The organism is Streptomyces sp. NPDC001157 (assembly GCF_053598255.1).
The window spans coordinates 1-21,802 of sequence record NZ_JBSFJW010000044.1; the positions used below are offsets into that span (position 1 = coordinate 1).

The following is a 21,802-nucleotide window of genomic DNA, read 5'->3' on the forward strand; positions in this document are numbered from 1 at the left end:
CGCTACGACAAGACCGCGACCGTCTACCTCGCGGGACTCCACCTCGCCGCCATCTTCATCTGGTCGGCGAGGTGATCCAAAGGAAACGGCCTAGCCCTGACGCTTACTGGGTAGGACCAGTTGCCATTCTTCTGATCCGTCCCCGGACAACCCCACCTCGTGAAGTGCGAGGTCAAGCCCAGGAGATGCCCATGCGGAAGTTGCGACTTCGAGCCCTCCTATTCTCGCTGCTCGCCATGACGACCAGCGCGGTGGTGCTCGCCCCGACGGCGTCGGCCGCCGAGCCGTGCGGTGCCGGATGGCTGTGTCTGTACAAGGGCCGCAACTTCACCGACATCGCTTACATGACGCAGAGGCACAACTACTGCCGCAACCTCAGCGACTTCGGGATCACCAACGTGGGGTCCTACCGCAACAACCAGTCCGTCTACGCCGACTTCTTCGATGCGAGCCAGGACGACCTTGTCTGGAGCATCCGCCCCGGTGGCAGCAGCTCCGACGCCACGTCGTTCACGGAGGAGCATTTCGTCTGCACCCGCTGACCCGTCTGGTCCAGGCCCCTTCGGCGACCAGGCGACGGGAGAGCACAGGCGCCGCTCGAGGGCGAGCTGGTGGCGCCGGTGAAGCGGCCAACCGGCGGAATTCGAAGCCCTCACCGGTTTGATCGAGCTGCGGTTCTCCCGCTTCAACTACCGCACGCTTCACCGGAAGAACGACCCCAAGTACCGGGCGATCGTGGAAACCATCTTCCGCTCGGCGCCGGACAGCAGGGCGGGCACAAAGGCGCGGGCCGTCGCCCGCGGCTCCACTCGCTTGAACCGGCCCGCGATCCGGGCCATGGCCTGGTCGAACGTCGCACGCCAACGGGCGGCACCTATGCTGTTGTCCGCGGCCACAGCATGATCGTCAGGGGTCCGCATGAACCCTTGATGATCATGCGGTGACCGCTCCAGATCTACCGGGTGTGACAGGCTGCTTCAGCCAGGGGGGTCCGCGCAGAACGAGGCTCTGGATCGACCGCCCATGCGACATGCCGTCAACGGCTCAACCCCTGGATGTTCAGCCCATGGCTCCGGCCCGGGGGACGGCGTAACGGACTCGGCCGGCGATGTCTCTCCCGGCCTGCGGCTGCGTGGCGATCGAGACCAACAGGGGGTTGGGGACGGGCGAGGATCCATTCATCACGGCGGTGCGGAGCGGGGACGAGAACGCGGTCAGAATACTGCTCGAGGACGGGGCGGATCCCGATGTCTTCGACGAGCAGGGCACCCCCGCACTCTGCCTGGCCATCTCAGCGTTCAACTCGACGATCGCCAGCTACCTGGTGGAAGGCGGCGCGGATCCAGACCGCCGGTTGCCCGACGGGACCACACCCCTCTTGCGGGCCGTCGACAGCGGTTCCATCGGTCTCGTCTTCGGCCTGCTCGGTGACGCCGCGATGATCAGCGAGGCCACCCGCGCGGATCTGCTGGCACGCGCCCGGCGGTGGCAGGAGATGGGCCCGGTTGCCATGCTCCGGGAGCGGACCGGCACCTCGGACGAGGTCGAGCGGGTTCGCATCCGGGACAGGCATTGGTCCACCGAGTACCACGAGCTCCGGCTCGGCGGAATGACGGTCCGCGACGGCCACACGGGGATCCTCACCCTCCTCGAGAAACACTTCGGACTGCACCTGGGCTTCGAGGAATTGGCGGCCCGCGCATGCGCACTCGAGTACCCGGACTGGGAGCACGCCGTCTGGTCGGAGATCCTCGGAACCCTTGCCCGGAGACAGGACGAAGAGACCTGGGAGGCTGCGGCGGTACTGCGGGGCCATCCCGATCCCCTGCATCGCCGCTTCGGCGCGGAGGTCCTGGTCTGCCTCCACATCGAGGCTGAGCTGACGAACGTCCCGAGTCCGTTCGAACAGCGCACGCTCGAGCTCTTCCTCGACTGGGTAAAGGAGGAGGGACACCCGGACTCCTGGTCGAGACCCTGGCCGGCCTGGGCCAGCATGAGGACCCGAGGATCGAGCCGCTGGGGCTCTCATTCCTTGCCCACGCTGCCCCACAGGTCCGTGTGGCGGTGCCTTCGACCCTGAGAATTGTGAACTCGGAGGGGTCTGGGCGGAAGATGTTCACCTCCGAGGGGCTGAACGCCCTGCTTGCACTGGCCCGGGACACCGACTCCTCGGTTCGCCAAGTCGCCTGCTACGGGCTCGCGTACAGCCTGAATCCGCAACCGGCCATCGGGGACACTCTGGCCGATCTGCTCGATGACGAGGACCAGAAGACCCGGATCTGGGCCGTCTACGGACTGGCCGAGCGGGATGATCCGCGCTGTATCGATGGCGCAGACCGGGTGGGACCCGTCGACGAGTACGAGTCGTGGTCCTGGATACTCGGTGCGCCCTCACGGTACGAGCAGCGCCAAAGGGAGCGGGAAGCTCCGGCCACGACCAAGTAGCGAATGCTCGCCTCTGCATCCCATCGCGTGCCGGCTGTGGACATCGGGGCCAACTCTGTACTGCCCACCCGGTACATGATGTGACTGGCCACCCGGGGTCCCGACGCCGCCGTGGCGGACACCTCAATCCTCGAACCCACCACCGAAGCACTCGGCCAGATACGACCAATACAAGATCACGAAGTCGCACTGGAGTCTAGGCGGCAGGCAAAGTGACGTGTGCCCCCACAGTCTTGCCGCGTGCCTGGGGGGTGGTGGTCCAGCCCCTGGTGTTGCTGAGCGCGTCGACGACAGGCAGCCCGCGGTGGCGTTCGGCCAGGGGCGGGGGAGGGGCGAGCAGCGGGCGAGGGCGGGCTGTTGCCTGCCGGCGCCAGGGCCAGTTGGACCGGCCGGCCTGGGATCAGCTCGAATGCCCCGGCAGCGCGACACGCGTCTGGCAGGCCAGCCTCGGCGTTTCTTCAGCAACGTGCTCGGGCCCCGTTGCGAACAGGTCTGCCGCGACTGGGCCCTGCCCCATGCCGCCCCGAGCTTCTGGGCGGTCTGCCCGCCCGTATCGGACACGGCGTCGTCCATGATCCCAAGGCCCGCACCGGCCACGAGGTCGACGCGGCGGTCATCGGAATCGCTGATGGCGTCAAGCCGCCGCTCCTGGCCATCGGAGACGCCAAGTGGAACGACGCCATGGGCATGGCCCACGTCGACCGGCTCCGGAACATCCGCGCTCTCATCGCCCCGGCTGGACGCTACGACACGACCGGCACCTGGCTCATCTTCTTCAGCGGAGCCGGAATTCAACGACAAGGCGCACGCCGCGGCGGCAGCCGCTTCTGACGTCCAGCAGATCGATCTGGTAACCCTCTACGGCCACTTGAACGCAGCGCGAACCGATACCCGCGAAACGGCGTCAGGCTCCCGAGCTGGCACAAAGTGCCAGATCACATAGGGGTGTGGGTGTATCGTCCCTCGCATGGCTGAACTGATCGCTCCCACGGGGCGGCTGCATTCCTCGTGGCTCAGGGCGCGTGACGAGTGGCAGCCTGGCGCTCATCAGGACGGGGCCGGCCTGCGTCTGGTTGGGGACGACGACCTCGACAGCCCGGAAGGGTTCGCCTCATGGGTCGAGCGACTGCGGCAGCAATCGGACCGGTCGCTGCCTGTCGGGGAAGGGCGCGTCCACGCCACCCACTGGTGGATCGTCGACGGCGAGACGTACCTCGGCGCCATCGACCTTCGGCACTATCTGAACGCCTTTCTGCTGGAAGGCGGCGGACACATCGGCTACAGCGTTCGCCCTTCTGCCAGGCGACGCGGACTGGCCACGTGGGCACTGGGAGCGGTTCTGCTCAAGGCGCCGGCGCTCGGTCTGGATCGGGTCCTCCTCACCTGTGACGAGGGCAACGTCGGCTCGGCGCGCACCATCGAAAGCAATGGCGGTGTCCTCGAAGATGTCCGCAGCACTGAAACCGGGGTCAAGCGCCGCTACTGGATCACACTCGATTCCGCTGGTCACAGCCATGGATTGATGGCCGCGACGAGGACGGTCGCCTCGTAGCGGACGGCTAGTGCGTACCGCGTGGCCACGGCGCGGTGCGTTTTGAGGCGATTGATGCCGCACCGAGGGCATGTCGAGCCTTGGAGTCCTGCGAGTCGGACTTTTGGCGGGCGGCCAGGCTGCGTGCCCTTCGCCAACAGTGGCTCCGACGCGGCCCATTGCTCGTCCGACAGATCTCCACGCGCCGCAAATCGAGAGCATGTCACGACCGAGATCGACTCTCGACCCACACCCAGCACGGGTCTGAGCGCCTCACCTAGCACGGACTCATGTGTACCGCTCAGGGGGCACATCGGTGTCCCGCTCCATCTCACCTCGCCTGCTCTTGCGTCGGTGCGAAGCCGAAAAGGGGCCATGGGCTGGTCGAGCGGGTGCTGTCCGGGCCGCGGTCACTTGCCCCGGCCGGCCCGGTCGTCGGTGAGGCGGGCCTCGATGCCGTCGAGGAGGGACTCAAGGCCGAACGCGAAGGTGCTGTCGGGCGCTGCGGCGTACTCCTTGGCGGCCGTGGTGTCGAGGCGCTCGCGCAGGCGCGGGAACTGCATGGCGGTCTCGGTGGCGCGTGCCATGGCGTCGGCCATCAGTTGCTCGGCGTCTGCGCCGTTCTTGCTCAGCCGGCGGTTCAGCGAGACCTGCGCGGCAGGGCCGAGCGCGCTGCCGAGCACGAAGGTGAACACGGCGCCGGCCGCCTGGTCCGCGTCGGCGGCGGCGAAGCCTGCCTTCTCGTAGATGGCGAGGCTGAAATCGTTGTGCTGGGCCTGGCCGGGTCCGTACAGGAGGTGGCTGCCGAATGCCTGGACGAGCCAGGGGTGCCGGGTGAGCATCGCGTGCATGCTGTTGGCGTGGGCGGTGGTGGCCGTGCGCCAGTCGGTGGCGTCGAGATCGGGCAGCTCCACCTCGTGCCAGATGGCGTCACTGGCGAGTCGGACCAGGTCGTCCTTCGTCTTGATGTGCCAATAGACGGCCGTGGCAGCCGAGCCGAGCCGTTTCGCCAGGCTCCGCATATTGAGGCCGTCCAGCCCCTCGTCGTCGAGCAGCTCGATGGCCGTATGGACGATCCGGTCTGCGGTCAGTGTGTCTCGCGGCATGGCCACCACCTTACTTGTACTTAGTTCATGAAATGGCTTGCACTTTGTTCAAGTCGCTCCTAGAGTGTGTCTCGTACTTAGTTCAATTACCTGAAGGGGGAGCAATGCTGCAGGGCAAGCTGTCGGAGTTCGTCAAGGCGCAGGCCTCGGAGTGTGGAGTTCCTGGTGTCGCCGTCGGGGTGCTCCTGGACGGCCGGGAGATCTACGCCTCGCACGGCGTGACGAGCCTGACCAACCCGCTGCCGGTCGACGAAAAGACCCTGTTTCCCCTGGGATCGGTGTCCAAGACCTTCACGGCGACCGCGCTGATGCGCCTGGTCGCCGAGGGAAAGGTGGACCTGGACGCGCCGGTGCGGCGCTACGTACCCGAACTGAAGCTCGCCGACGAGCAGGCCGCGGCGCAGATCACCGTCCTGAACCTGCTCAACCACACCGCGGGCCTGGACTGGAACCTGATCGACGACGGCGAGGGTGACCGCTCGCTGGCCGGGCTCGTGGCGAAGTTGCCTCAGTTGCCGCTGATCGCAGCGCCCGGGGTCCGCGCCTCGTACAGCCAGGCCGGATACAACCTGGCCGGGCGGATCATCGAGAAGGTCACGGGCCTGCCCTTCGAGCAGGCCGTGGCCTCGCTCGTCCTGGAGCCGGTGGGCCTTGCGGACACCGTGTACGGCCTGTCCGAGGTGATGGTCCGCAAGTTCGCCGTGGGCTACAACCGCGGCGACGACGGCGAAATGCGCCCCGCCCGGCCGTGGGCAGCGTTCAAGGAGGGCGCGCGCGGCGACAACCCCGGTGGCGGCCTCGCCTCCTCCGTGAGCGATCTGCTGCGCTGGGCACGATTCCAACTCGGCGACGGCGAGGGCGTGTTGCCCGCCGCGGAACTACACCGCATGCGGGAGCAGACGGTCGAGCTGCGCGCCAGCACTCTCGGCGACGGCTTCGGCATCTGCTGGTTCCTGCACGATCTGGACGGCCTGCACGGGATCGGCCACGGCGGCTCGGGCAACGGCCAGTTCGCCGAGCTGCTCATCGTGCCCGAGCGCAACTTCGCGGTGGTCTCCCTGGCCAACGCCGGCCCGGACGGCTACCCCTTCAACCAGTCCGTCGTGCGATGGGTGCTCGAGCACTGCCTCGGCGTCGTCGAGAAGACGGCGGAGCCGGTCCCCTACGACGAGGGACGGGCCCAAGAGGTCGTCGGCCGCTACGAGATCGACGCCATAAACTTCGACATCGCCACCGACGGCACCCGCCTCACCCTGGCGGTCGGCATCAAGCCGGAGATCCGCGAGGCATCGGACGAGGAAATGCCTGCGGACTACCCGGCCGCGGCCATCGGCTTCCTTCCCGGCGACGGAGACGAGTACATCGTCACTGAAGGCGGCCTCAAGGGGCAGCGCGGCTACTTCTCCCGCGACGCGGACGGCTCGGTTACAGGCGTCGACCTCGCCGGCCGACTCTTCAGCCGGGTCGCGAAAGCATCCTGATCCAACGCCGGTATGGGCGGTCGCGAGCGACCGCCCATACCGGCACCTCGAACCGACGGCAGTCGGTAACGGACCGGGCCCGGGCCGGATGCCTTCGACGACTTGGTGGTCCGCACGGTCCTCAATCCCGAGACCCCATCTCTTCCGCAAGGCCCGCTGTCTGCTCGCCGGAGAACCCGATCCGCGCGACACGCCCTGTATCTGCCCGTGCTGGCTGGCCTTGCCAAGGGCGACGCCACACGCGGGGGCATGGTCGGCTACCTGGAACGGTGTGCCGGGCGGACTCATACTCCAGTGAGGTTGCGTGGTCCATCCAGCAGCTCGTCGGCGGATCGTCGTCGGTAGTGACTGCGGCGGGCTGTTGCCTGGTGGCCCCGGCGCCAGTTGGACCAATGCAGCGGTCTGGCCGCGGAGGCGGCTGGTGGGTTGAACGCGACGGGGAGGAGGCGGCGGATCTCCGGGACCATAGTGCTCGACTGCATTGGCAGTCCAGTTCACCACGGGGTTTGCGAGGAGCCTTCCTTCCGCGCGCTGCCATCGCAAGCCTCGGCTGTCGTCGAAGATGGCCTGGCGAACCACCAGTCCTGGATTGAATCGCGGCTTCCGCACGCTCTCGTCAGACCTCTGTCGACGGTCACGTAATTCCCCAGGGTTCATGGTCATGCAATTCCCCAGGTGGTGGTTGTGGCGACGTTCGAGCACCCTGAGTTACGTGATCCACTGACTAGTAGTCTGCGGCCATGTCTGATCCCGTCCCCTTCGCCATGCCCACCCGTTTCGACGGAGGCCGAGATCGTGTCGCACTTGTCGTTCCAGGTGTCGGCTACTCGCCTGCCCGGCCGCTCCTGCACTTCGCCCGGAACGTCCTGCTCCAGCACGGCTGGACGGTCCAGGAGCTGTGGTGGCAGATCCCCGATGGGTTCGCGCTGTTCACGGTGGACGATCGGATCGCATGGGTGGAACGGCAGGTCGCCGAGGCCATCGAAGCAGAAGCGGGGGCTTGTCGGCTCGTGGTCGGCAAGTCCCTGGGCTCCCTCGCCTGCGGCATCACAGCCGACAGCAACATCCCGGCAGCCTGGCTCACCCCGGTCCTGACCATCAACCACGTTGTCGCGGCTCTCCGGCGAACCATGGAGCCGACCCTCCTCATCGGCGGAAGCGCCGACAAGCTCTGGGATTCACGAATTGCCGCGTCCCTGCGACACGACGTCCTGGAAGTGCCCTCGGCGGACCATGGCCTGGAGCTTGCGGACGATGCCGCGGGATCGGTTGACGTCCTGCGGCAAGTCGTTTCTCGGCTGGACCGCTTCATCGGCTCGCTCGACCGCTGAGGGCTTCTAACAAGATTGGCTCGGGCGAGTTCCAATTGGCAGCCGGCGGTGGTGTCCGGCTTGCCGACGGGGCCCTTTGGTCGTTTGTTGGGGCGGTAGCTGGGGCCGTTGAGGGTGACCTGGTGACTGGAGTTGATCAGCCGGTCCAGCAGGGACTCGGCGACCGGGCGCTGGGCACGGGGTCGCCTGCCTCCTGATCGCTCGGGAACACCGGCGGCCGGCGCCGGAACGGTGTGGCGGTCAGGACTGTGGCGGTTCCTGTCGCGAAGGCCCCTAATCCGTTGTGAGGGTGGTTCCAGAAGGCCGCAGTTGGGCCTCTGGGCTGTCCGGTGTGACGGACGCCCGTAAGGCCCCTGGCTGACGAGGTCTCCCGATAGAGCGGCGCCGTCACGGTGGTGGGTTCCACGCGGCATGCGGACGCCGGGCAGATGCCTGGGAATCTCCCCGGCCGTGATGCCTCACGAGAGAGCGGCGCGGTTCCGGCGTCTCCACATCCCGTGAACCCCACCACCGCATGCCGCCCGTTGGGATCGACCGGGCAGAGAGGCATCACGACGTCGCGCTGGTCGACGAACTACCGGCCAGGCGGCGGATCAGCGATGACGCCGCCGGCTACCGGATGCTGCTGGAGCTGGTCCAGGCAGTGGCATCGTGCGAAGGGGGCGAACACCCGGCGGGTCGCCAGGCCGTCGAACGAGGTCCGTCCGAGCCGTCCGCCCTCGACCGAACGCTTGAGGGACTCGCGGAGCGTGTCGAGTTCGGCGCCGCTCACGGCCGCGTTCACCGCCACGCACCCTGCCGTGTCGAGACACCGGCGCACGGTGTCGACGGCGGTGAGCGTGTCGACACGGGGTACTTGGTCTGCCACGAGTTCCATGGCGGCGCCGTCCCAGGACCAACGGCGCGTGTTTCACGCAACCGCAACGATCCGTCCCGCAACTCGTGTGTGAGGTCGACGACTTGTCGCTCTTGCCGCTGATCCGGTGCTGCTGGTTCCCCGGTCAGGCCGGCAGTACGAACGGAGGGTGGGCGCCGTTGAGGAAATAGTCCCCGGCGTCGCGGAACTGCTGGGCGACGGGCCTGTGCAAGGTGTGGGCCCGGGCATTGCGCCAGAAGCGGTCGAGGCCCAGGCGTGCGGATACGGAGCGGGAGCCGACGACGTCCAGGGCGCGGCTGGTGGATTCCTGCGCGGCCTTGGAAGCGGCGGCCTCGGCCATCGTCACCTGGACCGAGATGTCGGCGTATTCGTCGTAGGTGAGGTCTTCGCCGCGTGCCAGTCCTCCGTGGACGGCTGCCAGTGCCTGATCGGTCAGTGCGGCGGCGGAGCGGGTGAGGATCGTGAGTTCCCCGTAGGTGGTCAGTACGTGCGGGTCCCTGGGAGAGCCGTCCGGCCAGGCGGGGTGCCAGGACGACTGGCCAGCTCTGCTGTACTCGCGCGCTTCGGCGAGTGCGCCTTCGGCGAGGCCGAGAAGGAGTTGGGCGGAGAGGAGACGCCCGATCGGTGAGGCCAGAGCGGCCGACGGTGAAAGCACGTCGTCGTCGGCGGCGAGGGAGCCGAGCACGTCGTGGACGGTGACGGGCACGGCGTCGAATTCCACGTCACCTCCGGCCGCGAGCCGCTGTCCGAAGCCTTCCGCGGCGTCGATCCTCACGCCGGGATGGGCGGGAGCGACGACGACGGCGACTGGTTCGCGGTTGTCGGCCCGCTCGGCCCGCACCGCGAGGCGGTCGGCGACCAGAACTCCGGTGGCGTAGCTCTGCCGGCCGTCGAGGACATAGCCTTTCCCCTTCCTGGTCAGGACCAGCGGGGGACCTTGAGCGGCGAGACCTCCTCCCCAGCACCACTGCTCCGTCGCCGACAGCCGTTCGATCCGAGTGGCGAGGTCGGGTTCGGTGAAGGACCGGGCACTCCATGACAGGAAGTAGTGCGTGCCCAGCAGTTGGGCGATCGCGGCGTCGGTGGACGAGATCTCCCGGACGACCGCGTACGCGGTGGGCCAGTCCGCGCCGCCTCCGCCGAGTTCGGCCGGTATGAGCAGGGTCAGCAGTCCGGATTCACGGAGTGCGGAGACCTCGCCGAAGGGGGGCTTGCCCGCATGTTCCCTGGCCGCCGCATCCGTGGCGAGGTCGTCCGCCGTCTCACGGGCCACATGCAGCCAGTGGGCGCGGCCGGGCCCACTCCCGTCGGACGCGGCGGGTTGGGTCGGCATGGTGGCAACGCCCATGGTGGGTGGTCTCCTCAAGAGTGTCGGTTGGCGTGGTGTATTCATCCGCCGGGAGCACCGGGCTATTCCTAGTAATCCGATAGGAATTATAGGGAATGCGCGAACGGCGGGGTGTGCCTGGTGGAGGTGCGGTGGTCGGTGTGCGGGCGGAACTGCGTGCGGGCCGTGAGGCGGCGGACAGTCTGCGAGATCACCCCTGTCTCAAAAGTGACGTGACTAAACCGGGGTGAAGACCTCATTTTTCGCGTGGGTTGTGTCGGCATGCGAGACAGTTGCTGCTGATGGACGAACCGTGCTCGGCGCTCGACCCGACGTCCACGCGACGCGTGGAGGAAACCATCCAGGGCCTGGCGTAGGAGGTCACGGTCGTCATCGTGACCCACAACATGCAGCAGGCGGCCCGAGTCTCCGACCGGTGTGCCTTCTTCCTCGCCGAGCAGGGCGAACCGGGCGGCATCGTCGAACGCGGCCCGACCGACGCCATGTTCCATTCCCCGCAGGACAGGCGCACCGCTGACCATGTCAATGGCCGTTTCGGCTGAGCGAATCGCAGAGCGCCTTTACACCGGGTCGGCTGGGCGAGACCGGTCCCTCGAAGTCAGGACGTCGGTCTACTCGACGTCTCCGGTTCCTGCGACTCGTCCTTCATCAGGCATGCATGCCTGCCGTGCCGAGGCGGCGTCGATGCGCTCGCTGTCGGCAGGTCGCTCCGCAGTAGCGGGCAGGCCGGCCGGTGGGCCGGAGCTGGAGCCAGGCGCCGCATTCCTCGGACTGTGACGCTGTGTGAAAAGGACCGGTGGTTTTACGAAACGCTGGGCCTTGCGTGACGAATGAGGGCGCCCGCAGGCACTCCAGCGTCAGCCGCACCATGCGGGCACCTCCGTTGCGGTCGCGATGCGTGGCCCGCAGCGTCGCGCACCCGATGGCCAGGGCTGCGACATCGTCCATGTTCACATCGGTGCGGACGTCCGCAGGCGCGCGCTGGGCCGCGCGAAGCAGTTGGTCAAGGGCCTGTCGGAAGCGTCGTGCCGACGCGGCCGGACTCGGCCGTGGCCAGCTCGTCCGGCTGGCGCCGTCAGCTTGGCGCTCCCTGTCCAGGCTTCCACATGCCGACGCTGACCCTGGTCGGGCGGTCCGGTCCGGACGGTGACGTGGACCGCGTGGAACTGAGGTGCGGCCGGTGGGCGCAGAAGCCGGGCGAGATCGTGCCCGGCGCGTCGTTCTGGCCCCTCCGTCGAGATCGGCTCCACCTTCAAGGCGTCGGACAGCTCGCCCGTGGGGTGGGGCCGTTCTTCAAGGGGAACGGTTGTTCCAGGCCGACCCGCTGCCGGCACTCGTACACAGGGGGGATCGGTATCAGCGGCGCGAGGTTATGCCGTGTGTTAGTCTCACGCGTTTGCGTGGTCGTCGCGGTGGGCGATTCTGTCTGTTCCGTTCGGCTTGTGCGTGAGCTGTTCAAACCTGCCGGGCCTTCCTCGGTAAGTTCCCCTGCGGAAGGCTGTTTATGAAGCATCCCAATGACTCCGGCATCGCTCACGGCGGTCCCGCCCAGCCTGGGGCAACGACCCCGGCGCTGCTCCCGGCCGTCACCTTCGCCGGTCTGGAACTGCCGACGGAGATGCTGCGGACACTGAGCGAACTCGGGGTGCGCGAACCCTTTCCGATTCAGGCCGCGACACTGCCCGATGCCCTGGAGGGGCGCGACATCCTGGGACGCGGGCGCACAGGATCAGGCAAGACGCTCGCTTTCGGCCTGCCGCTGCTCGCACGGACGGCCGGGCGGCGCGCGGAACCGAAGCAGCCCCTTGCTCTGATCCTGGTGCCCACCCGGGAGCTGGCCCAACAGGTCACCCAGGCGCTGGCGCCGTACGCCGAGGCACTGCGGCTGCGGATCGCCACGGTCGTCGGCGGAACGTCGATCGGCCGGCAGGTCGCCGCGCTGCGGCAGGGAGCCGAGGTGGTCGTCGCCACCCCTGGACGCCTGCATGACCTCATCGAGCGCAACGCCTGCCGCCTGGGACGGGTGAGGATCACCGTGCTGGACGAGGCCGACCAGATGTGCGACTTGGGATTCCTGCCGCAGGTTGCCGACGTGCTCGACCAGGTGCACCCCGACGGTCAGCGGATGCTTTTCTCGGCCACTCTCGATCGCGACGTCGATCAACTGGTCCGCCGCTACCTCCACGACCCCATCGTCCACTCGGTCGACCCGGCCGCGGGCACAGTCACGACGATGGAGCACCACGTTCTGGTCGTCCACGGCCCTGACCGCTACGCCGTCATCACGGAGATCGCTGCCCGTGACGGCCGCGTACTGCTGTTCCTCGACACCAAGCACGCCGTCGACCAGCTCACCCGGCATCTCCGGGCCAGCGGGGTGCACGCCGGGGCCCTGCACAGCGGCAAGTCCCAGCCACAGCGGACACGGACCCTGGCGCAGTTCAAGAACAGCCAGATCACCGTTCTGGTGGCGACCAATGTCGCGGCCCGTGGCCTGCACGTCGACGACCTCGATCTCGTGGTCAACGTCGACCCGCCCACCGATGCCAAGGACTATGTGCACCGGGCGGGCCGCACCGCCCGCGCCGGTGAGTCCGGCAGCGTGGTCACGCTCGTGCTGGCGGGCCAGCGCCGTGAGACGAGCCGCATGATGGCCGGGGCCGGCATCGAGCCGACCGTCACCAAGGTGCGCTCGGGCGAGGCGGAGCTGAGCCGGATCACCGGCGCCAAGACACCCTCCGGGATCCCGCTCGACGGCGAGCCCGCCGTCCCCCGACCCAAGAACACCAACGCTCCCTTCCGCGGCCTCGGCACCAGCAAGGGCACCTCCCGCGGCGCCGGCACGTCCCGAAAGGCGGGCGAGGCCCGCAAGCTCGCCGAGGCCCGCAGGGCCGCCCTGGTGCGTCGCAACGGCTGAGAGCCGTTGCCCTGGCAGCCCGGCCACGGGATCGACGGCCTCGGCCCGGCCCGAAGCCGTCCTGTGTGCCTCACCTACGAAGTCAACACCGTTGGCCGGGAGAGGGATGCCCGCCGAAACAGAGCAGGATGATGTTGCCGGCGCCTCGCACCGCGCCCAGCATGACAAGCTGTGCTTGCCCACCCCCCCGAACCCAGGAGGTCACCATGACCGCAGAGCCCGTATCTACGGAAGGTTCGGAGCCGGCTGCCCCTGAGGCGTCCCCTCTGGAGCCGGACAACGACGGCAACTACGACCTCAAGCGCAAGTTCCGCGAAGCCCTGGCGCGCAAGCGCGGTGCGCAGGTGGATGCCGCTGATGTTGCCGCCAAGTCCGATGCATCGAAGGTGCGTTCGGCGCACGGCCCGGCTGCGAGCCAGCGGTCGTTCAGGCGCAAGAGCGGCGGCTGAGTCGATGAGTCCCGCGATCTAAGCGCTTCACCGGCACTCGCGCTATCCATCGCGTGTCCCGTGCAGTGTCCCGTGCAGTGGCCCGCGACCTGCGCACGCTCGTGCGCGCGTCGCGGGCGGGGCGTAGCCGGGGGACTCGCCTGGGGGAATGGCCCAGATGCGGTTGGCTCGGATCGTTGGCGCCGCCGAACTGGAATTCCGGGATGAGGGCAGTGCCTTGTTCGAGTGCACGCGGCCGGCGTTGCGCGCGTTCCCCCTCCTGCTGCGGCTGAACGACGCACAGACGGTCGCGTTCCGGGCAGCGGTCGCCTTCGTGCCCGGCCACGACGTGCAGGTGCCGACCTGCTTCCGAGTGGACGCTGTCCGATCTTGTACAACATCTGAGCGGGGTGCACCGCCGCCATGTCACCGGTTCCTCCCGCGGCGGCTTCGGCCGCGAGTTTGCGCAGGCGGCCCTGGAGCGCGGCGACAGGGCCGTCGCCCGCAACACCGACTCCCTCGCGGACCTGTCGGCCGCCCGCGGCGAGGCGATCCGCCTCGTCGAGCCCGGCGGCTTCGCTACCGTCCGGTCCGGGCGTGCCCGACCTCGATGCTCGCGGGGCCGCCACCGGAACCGCGGACCGTGCTGCCGGGGCGCGGCTCAGGCGTCGATGATGACGGGGATGATGAGCGGCTTGCGGCGATAGGTGCGGAACGCCCAGTTCGCCACGGCGCGGGCGACGAGTTGTTCGAGTTGGCGCGCGTCCCCGACGCCTTCCTCGGCCGCGGTGGCCAGGGTCTTCTCGATGACGGGGATGACCGGCTCGAAGGTGGCGTCGTCGTGGACGAAGCCCCGGGCCAGGAAGTCGGGGGCCTCCGCGAGGGCCCCGGTGTCCGCGTCGACGATCGCCACCACCGTGACCACGCCTTCGGCGGCGAGGGTGAGGCGGTCCTTGAGCGACGCTTCCGTGGCGCCGCCGACTTCCATGCCGTCCACGTAGACGTTGCCGGCGGGGACCTTGCCGGTGATGGACGCCCGCCCGTCGACCAGGTCGACGACGACGCCGTCCTCGGCGATGACGACCCGGTCGGGGTCGACACCGGTACGGATGGCGAGGTCGCCGTTGGCCCGCAGGTGGCGCCATTCGCCGTGCACGGGCATGACGTTGCGGGGCTTGACGATGTTGTAGCAGTAGACGAGTTCGCCGGCGCTGGCGTGCCCGGAGACGTGCACCTTGGCGTTGCCCTTGTGGACCACGTGGGCGCCCCACCGGGTGAGTCCGTTGATCACCCGGTAGATGGCGTTCTCGTTGCCGGGGATCAGGGAGCTGGCGAGCAGGACGGTGTCGCCCTTGCCGATGCGGATCACGTGGTCGCGGTTGGCCATCCGTGACAGCGCGGCCATCGGTTCGCCCTGGGAGCCGGTGCACACCAGAGTGATCTTGTGGTCCGGGAGCTTCTCCAGCTCCTTCGTGCTCACGACCAGACCGGAGGGGACCTTCAGATAGCCCAGGTCGCGGGCGATGCCCATGTTGCGGACCATCGACCGGCCGACGAAGGCGACCTTGCGGCCGTGCTGGTGGGCGGCGTCCAGGACCTGCTGGATGCGGTGCACGTGGCTGGCGAAGCTGGAGACGATGACCCGGCGCGGTGCGGTGCGCATCACCTGCTCGATCGCCGGGTTCAGCTCACGCTCGGAGGTGGTGAAGCCGGGTACTTCGGCGTTGGTGGAGTCGGTGAGGAACAGGTCCACGCCCTCCTCGCCGAGGCGGGCGAAGGCGCGCAGATCGGTGATGCGGTCGTCGAGAGGGAACTGGTCCATCTTGAAGTCGCCGGTGTGCAGCACCATCCCGGCCCGGGTGCGGACGGCGACCGCGAGGCTGTCGGGGATGGAGTGGTTGACCGCCACGAATTCGCAGTCGAAGGGCCCGAAGCCGCGCCGGTCGCCCTCCCGCACCCGCACCGTGCGCGGCCGGATGCCGTGTTCCTTGAGCTTGGCCTCCAGGAACGCCAGCGTCAGCTTGGAGCCGACGACGGGAATGTCGGACCGCTCGCGCAGCAGGTACGGCACGCCCCCGATGTGGTCCTCGTGGCCGTGGGTGAGTACCACGGCCACGATGTCGTCCAGCCGGTCCCGGATCGAGGTGAAGTCCGGCAGGATCACGTCCACGCCGGGCTGGGTCTCCTCGGGGAACAGCACGCCGCAGTCGACGACGAGCAACTTGCCCGCGTGCTCGAAGACGGTCATGTTGCGGCCGATCTCGCCCAGGCCGCCCAGGGCGATGACCCGCAGCCCTCCTTCGGGAAGGGGCGGGGCGGCTTTCAGTTCGGGGTGCGGATGACTCATACCCTGACGGTACCCGGAGAGCGGGACAGGGTGATCCATTGCCTGTGCGATCTCCCTTTCCCGACGGAGCGGGGCACCCGCAGCGTGCCTCGGCACGATCGGATCACGCCGGCGACCGGGGACAGGGAGCGGTGCAAGCGGTACCACCTTCCGTGGCCGAACCGTTCACCCGGTGCTGGAGAGGATCTCGTGCACCCTGTCGTGGTTTCCGGCGTTCGCTGCCTCCCGGCGGGCCGCGGCACTGGTCCACTCGCAGTAGTCGAGACTCGGGTGTCCTCGGCGCTCAGGACCAAGTGGGCTGAGAGGGCCCCGAGGCAGCTTCCTTCGCCGGGCAGACAGATGGCGGTGTCCCAGAAGCGCTTGTCGCCCCGCTCGCCATGCAGGAAGCCAATGTGGTGCCCCATCGAATTCGCGCTGCGCCACTGCACTGCCGTGGCATGCGAAGTTCTTTCCAGGGGGCACGTGACGTGCCACGTTCGAGTCAGGGCACGGGTGGGCTCCGCGGTTCTCGGCCCGCAGTCGCTTGATCTCCGCGGCTTCCTCGGACGTCACTCCGGGCCGCTGCCCGGACATCACCGGTATCGGAAACCTGATTCACGCCTCAGCCAGGCAACCACCCAGAAATGTCAGAGTGTTCGATATCCCTCCCGCGCGGCGTATCGTCCGAATCCACCGAAACGCAGAAGCGAAGGCAGCACGTGCCGCGGATGCCACCCCGTTACCGCCCGGCCGAACTGGAGATGAGGTGACCCAAACGGACGATCGTGACACCACTGCGGGAACTCCCGAGCTGATTCGCGTCGAGGACCTCTGACCTCCCGATGAGCCCCGACGCGCCCTGCAGCTTCGCGTCTGGCACATGGCCCCCGGCCGCCGTCATGTTCGCCGACTACGCCATGGCCGACGACCGACTCACGCCGCTCATTCGGAAAGAGACCGGCCGCCCCGACGACGACCGCCCCCTGTGGGGCATGATCTTCAGTCTTCACACACCGATGATCAACGGTGGCCGTACCCGTCTCCACAGCGCGTCAGGGCCGCGCAGCGTCTGTCTGCCGTCATGTGTCTGGAGGACTTGTGCAACGTGGCGAAGTCTGGTGGGTCCAGTTCGACGAGCGGAGGTTGGTCGTACTGCTGTCGGGAGACGACACGTCCGGGATCCGGGTGATGCAGGTCGTCGCTCCGGCGGGCGTCGACATCAGCGGTCTGGGCATCGAAGTGACGGTCGGTGTCGGTGAAGGACTGCCGTTCGAGGGCGTGCTGCGGCTCGCGTTCCCGCGTCCAGGCTTCACCCCGTGTACGTGGCTGACCACTGTGTCCCGGGACGACCTGAAGGAGCGGGCGGCCGTCCTGTCCTCCGTGAAGCTCAGCGAGATTGACGAGGCCTTCCGGCTCGCTGAACAAGCGCAGGAGCGGACCCCGGCCGCGACCGCGAAGCTCAGCGAGATAATGGATGCCCTCCGTCTCGGTGAACTCGGGTAGACGGAGAAGGAGCCGACGCCCGCGACGGCGTGGGCGATCTCGGGCGAGATGATCGACGCTGGCCGCCTGCTGCCTCGGCGGCCCCCGCACCACCGAGATCACGATCTACGGCTGACTGGTTCACCGATCGGGACGCGATCTGACGTGAGTCGCATTTCGGTTCCGGCGTCTGGTGACAATTGTCCTCTCTACAGCACGCCGTGCAGGGCGTTCGTGGTGAAGCCGTCGTCTTCCTCGCGGTAGCCGCGCATCACCGGGGAGACCTTCACCCAGCTGCCCTGCTTCTCAGCGACGGCGCCGGAGTTGCCGGCGCGGGCGGACTCGGTGACCAGGCCACGGCGGGGGCTGCGGCCGGTGGGCCGGATGTCCAGCTGGGCGCGGGCTCCGATGCGGGTGAGGGTCGACTAGCTGGAGCAGGACGTGGCCGACGCCATCGTCCGCTACGAACGAGGGCACCGGGTAGCCCGGTTGCAGCCATTGGACCGCGTTGCGTTCGATGGCTGTGGCCAGGTCGTGCACGGCGGTGGTGCGGTCGCTCATGCCGAAGTCCAGGACCGTGGCCACTCGGCCGTCGGCGTCCCACAGCAGCTTGGAGGCGTGCCAGTCGTTGTGGGTCCACAGTGGGGCGAGGTCGTCGAGGTGCGGGGTCAGCCGCGTGTGCAGCGGCACCAGGACGCGTTCGGTGTCCTCGCGCCACGGGAACTCCTTGAGGGCTTCGTCCAGTTCGGGCCGCTCGGCCACATGTCCTTCCAGAGCGAGCAGGGCTCGCTGGACGCGAACACCGTGAACGACGCGACCAGCGGCTGCACTCGGCGGCGCGGCGCGTCGAATCCCTCAGCCGCCAGGTGCAGCCGGGCCAGTGCCTCGCCGGCCGCCCGTGCGTGCACGGCGGATCGGAACGGCGACCAGGACAGCGCGTCCCGAAGTCCAGCAGGACCGCGACCAGCCAGGCCGCCGCGAAGGAGAACGCGAAGCCGAGCAGGGTCTCCTGGAGGGTCGGCAGCGTCTGCGCCCACAGGTCCGCACGGTTCGCCCAGCCCTGCTCGACGACGCGTGCGGGTGACGGCACTGTCATCGGATCGACCCCGACGGCGGTGACGTACAGCTGCCAGCCGCCGACCACCACGGCCGGCACCAGCAGCGGACGGCGGCCACAACGACCGTAGCAGCGGCCTCACTTGGCGGCCGGGAGATAGTCGTTGCTGAAGAAGGCCGAGGCGTCCGGGGCCTTCGTCAGCTTCTTGCCGTCTCCGTCGACCAGCAGTCCGGCCTGGTACTCGAAGTCGGCGAAGGCCTGCCAGCGCCCGCCAGGCCCCGGTGGCCGGCGGGAGGGGGACCTCGGAGGGCGTCAGTACGGTGTTTTCAGGACGCGCCCTTGGCCGCGCGGAACCCTGCCTCCAGGTCCGCCTTGAGGTCGGCCAGGCTCTCGATGCCCACCGACAGCCGTACCAGCCCGGGGGAGGTGCCGGTGGCCGCCAACTGTGCCTCGTCGAGCTGGCTGTGGGTGGTGGACGCCGGGTGGATGATGAGGCTGCGGACGTCGCCGATGTTGGCGAGGTGGCTGAACAGCTCGACGGCGTCCACGAACCGCTTGCCCGCCTCGATGCCGTCCCGCAACTCGAATGAGACGATGGCACCGGCGCCGCGCGGCAGGTACTTCTGCCCGGTCTCGTACCAGCGGCTGGACTCAAGTCCCGGGTAGTGGACGGCCGCGACCTCGTCGCGCTGCTCCAGCCAATCGGCCAGGGCCTGGGCGTTCGCGGAGTGCCGCTCGATGCGCAGGCTCAGCGTCTCCACCCCCTGGAGCAGCAGGAACGCGGAGTGCGGGGAGAGCGCCGGGCCGAGGTCACGCAGCAGTTGCACCCGGAGCTTGATGGCGAAGGCGCCGGGGCCGAGGGCGGGCCAGTACTGCAGACCGTGGTAGCTGGGGTCGGGCTCCCGATGTCACGGCTGTCGTCGGGCGGACCACGTTGGTTCGGTGGGTCGGTCGGCGGTGCGCGCAGGCGGATTGACCCGCGAGTAGGCGTGAAACCGCCACCTCAGGGAGCTGGCGTGGTCGATCTGCACCACCTTGGCGATGTTGAACTCGACCACCCGTTGGGCTCCGGGGTACTTCTGGGCGCGGGCAGGATCCCAGTCGATCCGGCCCTGTCCGGTCAGCTGCAGCGTGTGACCGTTTTCCCAGTCCAGGAAGAGCAGGCCGGCCGCCGGATGGAGATGCATGTTGCCGAGCGTCATGTAGAACTGATTCCCGGTGTAGTCCGGCCAGACGATTTTGTGCGGGCTGACGACCGTGACGAATCCCGGCATGCCGCCGCGGTGCGAGGAGTCGGCGCCGTGCTCGGGCGAGAGACTCGCGATGAAGAACGTGTCGGCGCCCTCGATCCACCGCTGCTGGTTTTCACTGAGTTCTTCGCAGGTCACGGCCGGTCGGGCGCCGCCGGGTACGGTCTCTTTGACAGTGCGTGTCTGAAGGTACTTCGGGCAGTTGCCCAGCACCTGCTCGGTTCGCGTGATGAGGCGGTTCCCGTCGCGCCTGGCGACTCCGTTCATCCGGATCCGGCGTCGCGTCTGCGGCTGGAGGGCGAGCACACCGATGTCCCGTTCGGTGTGGAAGGCCTCGCGGAGCGGATCACCGGGCGCGGGCAACGCGTCGATGACGACGGTCCGTTCGTCCACCGCTTTGGCGAAACCGGTCGGCCCGTCGACGATGGTCGACCAGATCGCACCCTCATCGTCGGCCCCGGCGATGACGAGCATGCGCTGGTCCCGGATGAACGGGACGAACCCATGGGGGATCTCCGGTCCGAACATCGGAGATCCCCATCCGGGCCCGCCTTCGCGTGCCTGCCGCTGGATTGCCTGCTCGCCCTCATGCTCGACGGTCTTGATATCCATCAATCCTCCTTTGCCTACGCGAGGGGCCGGACGGTTTGCGGCGTCACCAGGACAGTCCACCGAGACCCGGCCACGCTTCGATCGCGGGACTGATCACTTCCAGGAGCGGTCGAGAAAGTCGGCGATCAGTGGGGCGATCTCCGGCAGATGGGTTTCCAGGGCGAAGTGGCCGGTCTCGAAGAGGTGGAGTTCGGCGTCGGGTACGTCGTGGAGGTAGGCGCGGGCCCCGGGCTCGGGGAAGAAGGGATCGTTGCTTCCCCAGGTGATGAGGGTGGGAGGAGTGTGCCGGCGCAGCCATGCGTGCCAGTGGTCGTAGTGCTCGACGTTGGTGTGATAGTCGAAGATCAGTGCCTGCTGGGCCCCCTTGCGGCCGGGCAGGTCGAGGAAGTGCTGGTCGAGGGTGTAGCCGTCCGGGGTGATGAGGTCGGGGTCGGGGACGCCGGTCTCGTACTGGCTGCGGGTGCTGTCGAGGGTGAGCATGCTCTGGATGGTGTCCTCGGCGCCAGGGGTGCCGGGGGTCAGGCCGATGAGGCCGCGAGCCGCGTCGGAGAGCCCCTCTTCGTAGGCGTTGCCGTTCTGCACGACCAGCCCCGCGATCCATTCCGGGTGGCGTTCGGCGATACGGAAGCCGATGGGCGCGCCGAAGTCGAAGACGTACATCACGAACCGGTCGAGGCCGAGGCGCCGGACGAAGCCTTCAGTGATGTCGGTGAGCCGGTCGAAGGAGTAGGTGAAGTCGTCCGGGGCCTCGGTGTGGCCGAAGCCGGGGTAGTCCGGGGCGATCAGCCGGTAGCGCGAGCCGAGCACGTCGATGAGGCCGCGAAATTGGTGAGAACCGGACGGGAAGCCGTGCAGGAGCAGCAGTACCGGTGCGTCGGCCCGGTCTGGGAGGGACTCCCGGTAGAAGACGCGGACGCCGTCGACATCGATGTGGCGGTGGACGGTGCGGGCGACGGTGACATCCATGCTAATTCCTTCTCTATCGATGTATGCATTAGGTATAGCGCCGGCTTGACTAATGTGTCAATACGTCGAGGTATCATTAGCCGCATGAGTGATCTTGTGCCGCTGACCGGAGAACCGCTGGCGCTGGACCTGGTCAACACCCGTCCGACCGCAGGCGACCTGCTCGCGACCACGGACGACCTGCGGGCCTGGTGGATCCTTCAGGCCGACCGCCTGCCGGACGAGGTGCCACAGGCGGTCAGCGCTGCGGATCTGGCCGCCGTGAGGGCCGTACGGGAACACACCGCCCGCGCCCTCGACCACGTCCGCCGAGGCCACGAGCCCTTGGCCGCTGACCTGGACGGGCTCAACCAGGCGCAGCGCGCCGCGCCGGCGATCAACGAGCTGACATGGAACGGGTCGGCGGTGGCGGCCACGCGCCGGCGCGACGGCTCACCGGGGCTGCGGCTGGCCGCCTGCCTCGCGGAGGCCGCCGCCGAACTGCTGGCAGATCCGGCGGTCACCAGGATCCGGGAGTGCGAGGCGGACGACTGCGTGATGCTCTTTCTGGCCGCCCATCCGCGCCGCCGCTGGTGCTCGGCCACCCGCTGCGGCAACCGGGTGCGGGTCGCCCGCCACTATCAGCGCAACAAGGCCAGATGACAC

At 68.3% G+C, this 21,802-nt stretch carries 20 protein-coding genes and 3 pseudogenes; 12 read left to right on the forward strand and 11 right to left on the reverse strand.

Going from position 1 to position 21,802, the window contains the following annotated elements:
* Positions 1-191: 191 nt before the first annotated feature.
* A complete protein-coding gene (locus tag ACWDAG_RS41790; RefSeq protein WP_450700802.1) occupies positions 192-542 on the forward strand; it encodes a peptidase inhibitor family I36 protein in 351 nt (116 codons plus the stop codon).
* A gap of 174 nt (positions 543-716) precedes the next feature.
* Here ACWDAG_RS41790 and ACWDAG_RS41795 read toward each other — a convergent pair.
* A pseudogene (locus ACWDAG_RS41795) lies at positions 717-839 on the reverse strand (IS701 family transposase); the annotation flags it as partial.
* Between the two features lie 269 nt (positions 840-1,108).
* Between ACWDAG_RS41795 and ACWDAG_RS41800 the strand changes: the two are divergent.
* The 4 genes from ACWDAG_RS41800 to ACWDAG_RS41815 all read left to right on the forward strand — a co-directional run bounded on the left by ACWDAG_RS41800 (position 1,109) and on the right by ACWDAG_RS41815 (position 3,997).
* Entirely contained in the window at positions 1,109-2,080 is a 972-nt protein-coding gene (locus ACWDAG_RS41800; RefSeq protein ID WP_450700803.1) for an ankyrin repeat domain-containing protein, read from the forward strand.
* 32 nt (positions 2,081-2,112) lie between these two features.
* A complete protein-coding gene (locus ACWDAG_RS41805) occupies positions 2,113-2,445 on the forward strand; it encodes a HEAT repeat domain-containing protein (protein ID WP_450700804.1) in 333 nt (110 codons plus the stop codon).
* Positions 2,446-2,925: 480 nt separating this feature from the next.
* A complete protein-coding gene (locus ACWDAG_RS41810; RefSeq protein WP_450700805.1) occupies positions 2,926-3,276 on the forward strand; it encodes a hypothetical protein in 351 nt (116 codons plus the stop codon).
* Positions 3,277-3,412: 136 nt separating this feature from the next.
* Entirely contained in the window at positions 3,413-3,997 is a 585-nt protein-coding gene (locus tag ACWDAG_RS41815; protein WP_450700806.1) for a GNAT family N-acetyltransferase, read from the forward strand.
* Between the two features lie 389 nt (positions 3,998-4,386).
* On the opposite strand, the gene ACWDAG_RS41820 is transcribed toward ACWDAG_RS41815, so the two are convergent.
* Positions 4,387-5,082, reverse strand: a complete 696-nt coding sequence (locus ACWDAG_RS41820; RefSeq protein ID WP_450700807.1) for a TetR/AcrR family transcriptional regulator — start codon at positions 5,080-5,082, stop codon at positions 4,387-4,389.
* Between the two features lie 104 nt (positions 5,083-5,186).
* On the opposite strand from ACWDAG_RS41820, the gene ACWDAG_RS41825 reads away from it, so the two are divergent.
* Positions 5,187-6,563 (forward strand): serine hydrolase domain-containing protein, encoded by a 1,377-nt coding sequence (locus tag ACWDAG_RS41825; RefSeq protein ID WP_450700808.1) that lies wholly within the window; start codon positions 5,187-5,189, stop codon positions 6,561-6,563.
* A gap of 740 nt (positions 6,564-7,303) precedes the next feature.
* A complete protein-coding gene (locus ACWDAG_RS41830; RefSeq protein WP_450700809.1) occupies positions 7,304-7,894 on the forward strand; it encodes an alpha/beta hydrolase in 591 nt (196 codons plus the stop codon).
* 56 nt (positions 7,895-7,950) lie between these two features.
* Here ACWDAG_RS41830 and ACWDAG_RS41835 read toward each other — a convergent pair.
* The 3 genes and pseudogenes from ACWDAG_RS41835 to ACWDAG_RS41845 form a co-directional block, all read right to left on the reverse strand.
* A pseudogene (locus tag ACWDAG_RS41835) lies at positions 7,951-8,058 on the reverse strand (ATP-binding protein); the annotation flags it as partial.
* Between the two features lie 410 nt (positions 8,059-8,468).
* Positions 8,469-8,771: a hypothetical protein gene (locus ACWDAG_RS41840; RefSeq protein ID WP_450700810.1), complete on the reverse strand. Its 303-nt coding sequence runs from the start codon at positions 8,769-8,771 to the stop codon at positions 8,469-8,471.
* A gap of 124 nt (positions 8,772-8,895) precedes the next feature.
* Positions 8,896-10,119 carry an acyl-CoA dehydrogenase family protein gene (locus ACWDAG_RS41845; RefSeq protein ID WP_450700811.1) on the reverse strand — a complete coding sequence of 408 codons (1,224 nt, stop codon included), beginning with the start codon at positions 10,117-10,119 and terminating at the stop codon, positions 8,896-8,898.
* A 374-nt stretch (positions 10,120-10,493) separates the two neighbouring features.
* Here ACWDAG_RS41845 and ACWDAG_RS41850 point away from each other — a divergent pair, with 374 nt between their 5' ends.
* Positions 10,494-10,661 (forward strand): hypothetical protein, encoded by a 168-nt coding sequence (locus tag ACWDAG_RS41850; protein ID WP_450700812.1) that lies wholly within the window; start codon positions 10,494-10,496, stop codon positions 10,659-10,661.
* A gap of 106 nt (positions 10,662-10,767) precedes the next feature.
* Here ACWDAG_RS41850 and ACWDAG_RS41855 read toward each other — a convergent pair whose 3' ends face one another.
* A complete protein-coding gene (locus ACWDAG_RS41855; RefSeq protein ID WP_450700862.1) occupies positions 10,768-11,217 on the reverse strand; it encodes an SbtR family transcriptional regulator in 450 nt (149 codons plus the stop codon).
* A gap of 406 nt (positions 11,218-11,623) precedes the next feature.
* Between ACWDAG_RS41855 and ACWDAG_RS41860 the strand changes: the two genes are divergently transcribed.
* Positions 11,624-13,036: a DEAD/DEAH box helicase gene (locus tag ACWDAG_RS41860; RefSeq protein ID WP_450700813.1), complete on the forward strand. Its 1,413-nt coding sequence runs from the start codon at positions 11,624-11,626 to the stop codon at positions 13,034-13,036.
* 206 nt (positions 13,037-13,242) lie between these two features.
* Complete coding sequence (locus ACWDAG_RS41865; RefSeq protein WP_450700814.1) at positions 13,243-13,485, forward strand: DUF5302 domain-containing protein; 243 nt, start codon at positions 13,243-13,245, stop codon at positions 13,483-13,485.
* 640 nt (positions 13,486-14,125) lie between these two features.
* Here the strand turns inward: ACWDAG_RS41865 and ACWDAG_RS41870 are convergent.
* Entirely contained in the window at positions 14,126-15,811 is a 1,686-nt protein-coding gene (locus ACWDAG_RS41870) for a ribonuclease J (protein WP_450700815.1), read from the reverse strand.
* A 1,077-nt stretch (positions 15,812-16,888) separates the two neighbouring features.
* Between ACWDAG_RS41870 and ACWDAG_RS41875 the strand changes: the two genes are divergently transcribed.
* Positions 16,889-17,293, forward strand: coding sequence for a type II toxin-antitoxin system PemK/MazF family toxin (locus tag ACWDAG_RS41875; protein WP_450700816.1), 405 nt, complete (start codon positions 16,889-16,891; stop codon positions 17,291-17,293).
* Between the two features lie 285 nt (positions 17,294-17,578).
* Here ACWDAG_RS41875 and ACWDAG_RS41880 read toward each other — a convergent pair whose 3' ends face one another.
* From ACWDAG_RS41880 to ACWDAG_RS41895, 4 genes and pseudogenes are all read right to left on the reverse strand, one after another.
* On the reverse strand, positions 17,579-18,034 hold the full coding sequence (locus ACWDAG_RS41880) for a phosphotransferase (protein ID WP_450700817.1): 456 nt from the start codon (positions 18,032-18,034) through the stop codon (positions 17,579-17,581).
* A gap of 621 nt (positions 18,035-18,655) precedes the next feature.
* Positions 18,656-19,231, reverse strand: a pseudogene (locus tag ACWDAG_RS41885) (PLP-dependent transferase); the annotation flags it as partial.
* 6 nt (positions 19,232-19,237) lie between these two features.
* Entirely contained in the window at positions 19,238-20,053 is an 816-nt protein-coding gene (locus tag ACWDAG_RS41890) for a pyridoxamine 5'-phosphate oxidase family protein (protein WP_450700818.1), read from the reverse strand.
* Between the two features lie 231 nt (positions 20,054-20,284).
* Positions 20,285-21,157, reverse strand: a complete 873-nt coding sequence (locus tag ACWDAG_RS41895; RefSeq protein ID WP_450700819.1) for an alpha/beta fold hydrolase — start codon at positions 21,155-21,157, stop codon at positions 20,285-20,287.
* 84 nt (positions 21,158-21,241) lie between these two features.
* On the opposite strand from ACWDAG_RS41895, the gene ACWDAG_RS41900 reads away from it, so the two are divergent.
* Positions 21,242-21,799 carry a CGNR zinc finger domain-containing protein gene (locus tag ACWDAG_RS41900; protein WP_450700820.1) on the forward strand — a complete coding sequence of 186 codons (558 nt, stop codon included), beginning with the start codon at positions 21,242-21,244 and terminating at the stop codon, positions 21,797-21,799.
* Positions 21,800-21,802: the final 3 nt, after the last annotated feature.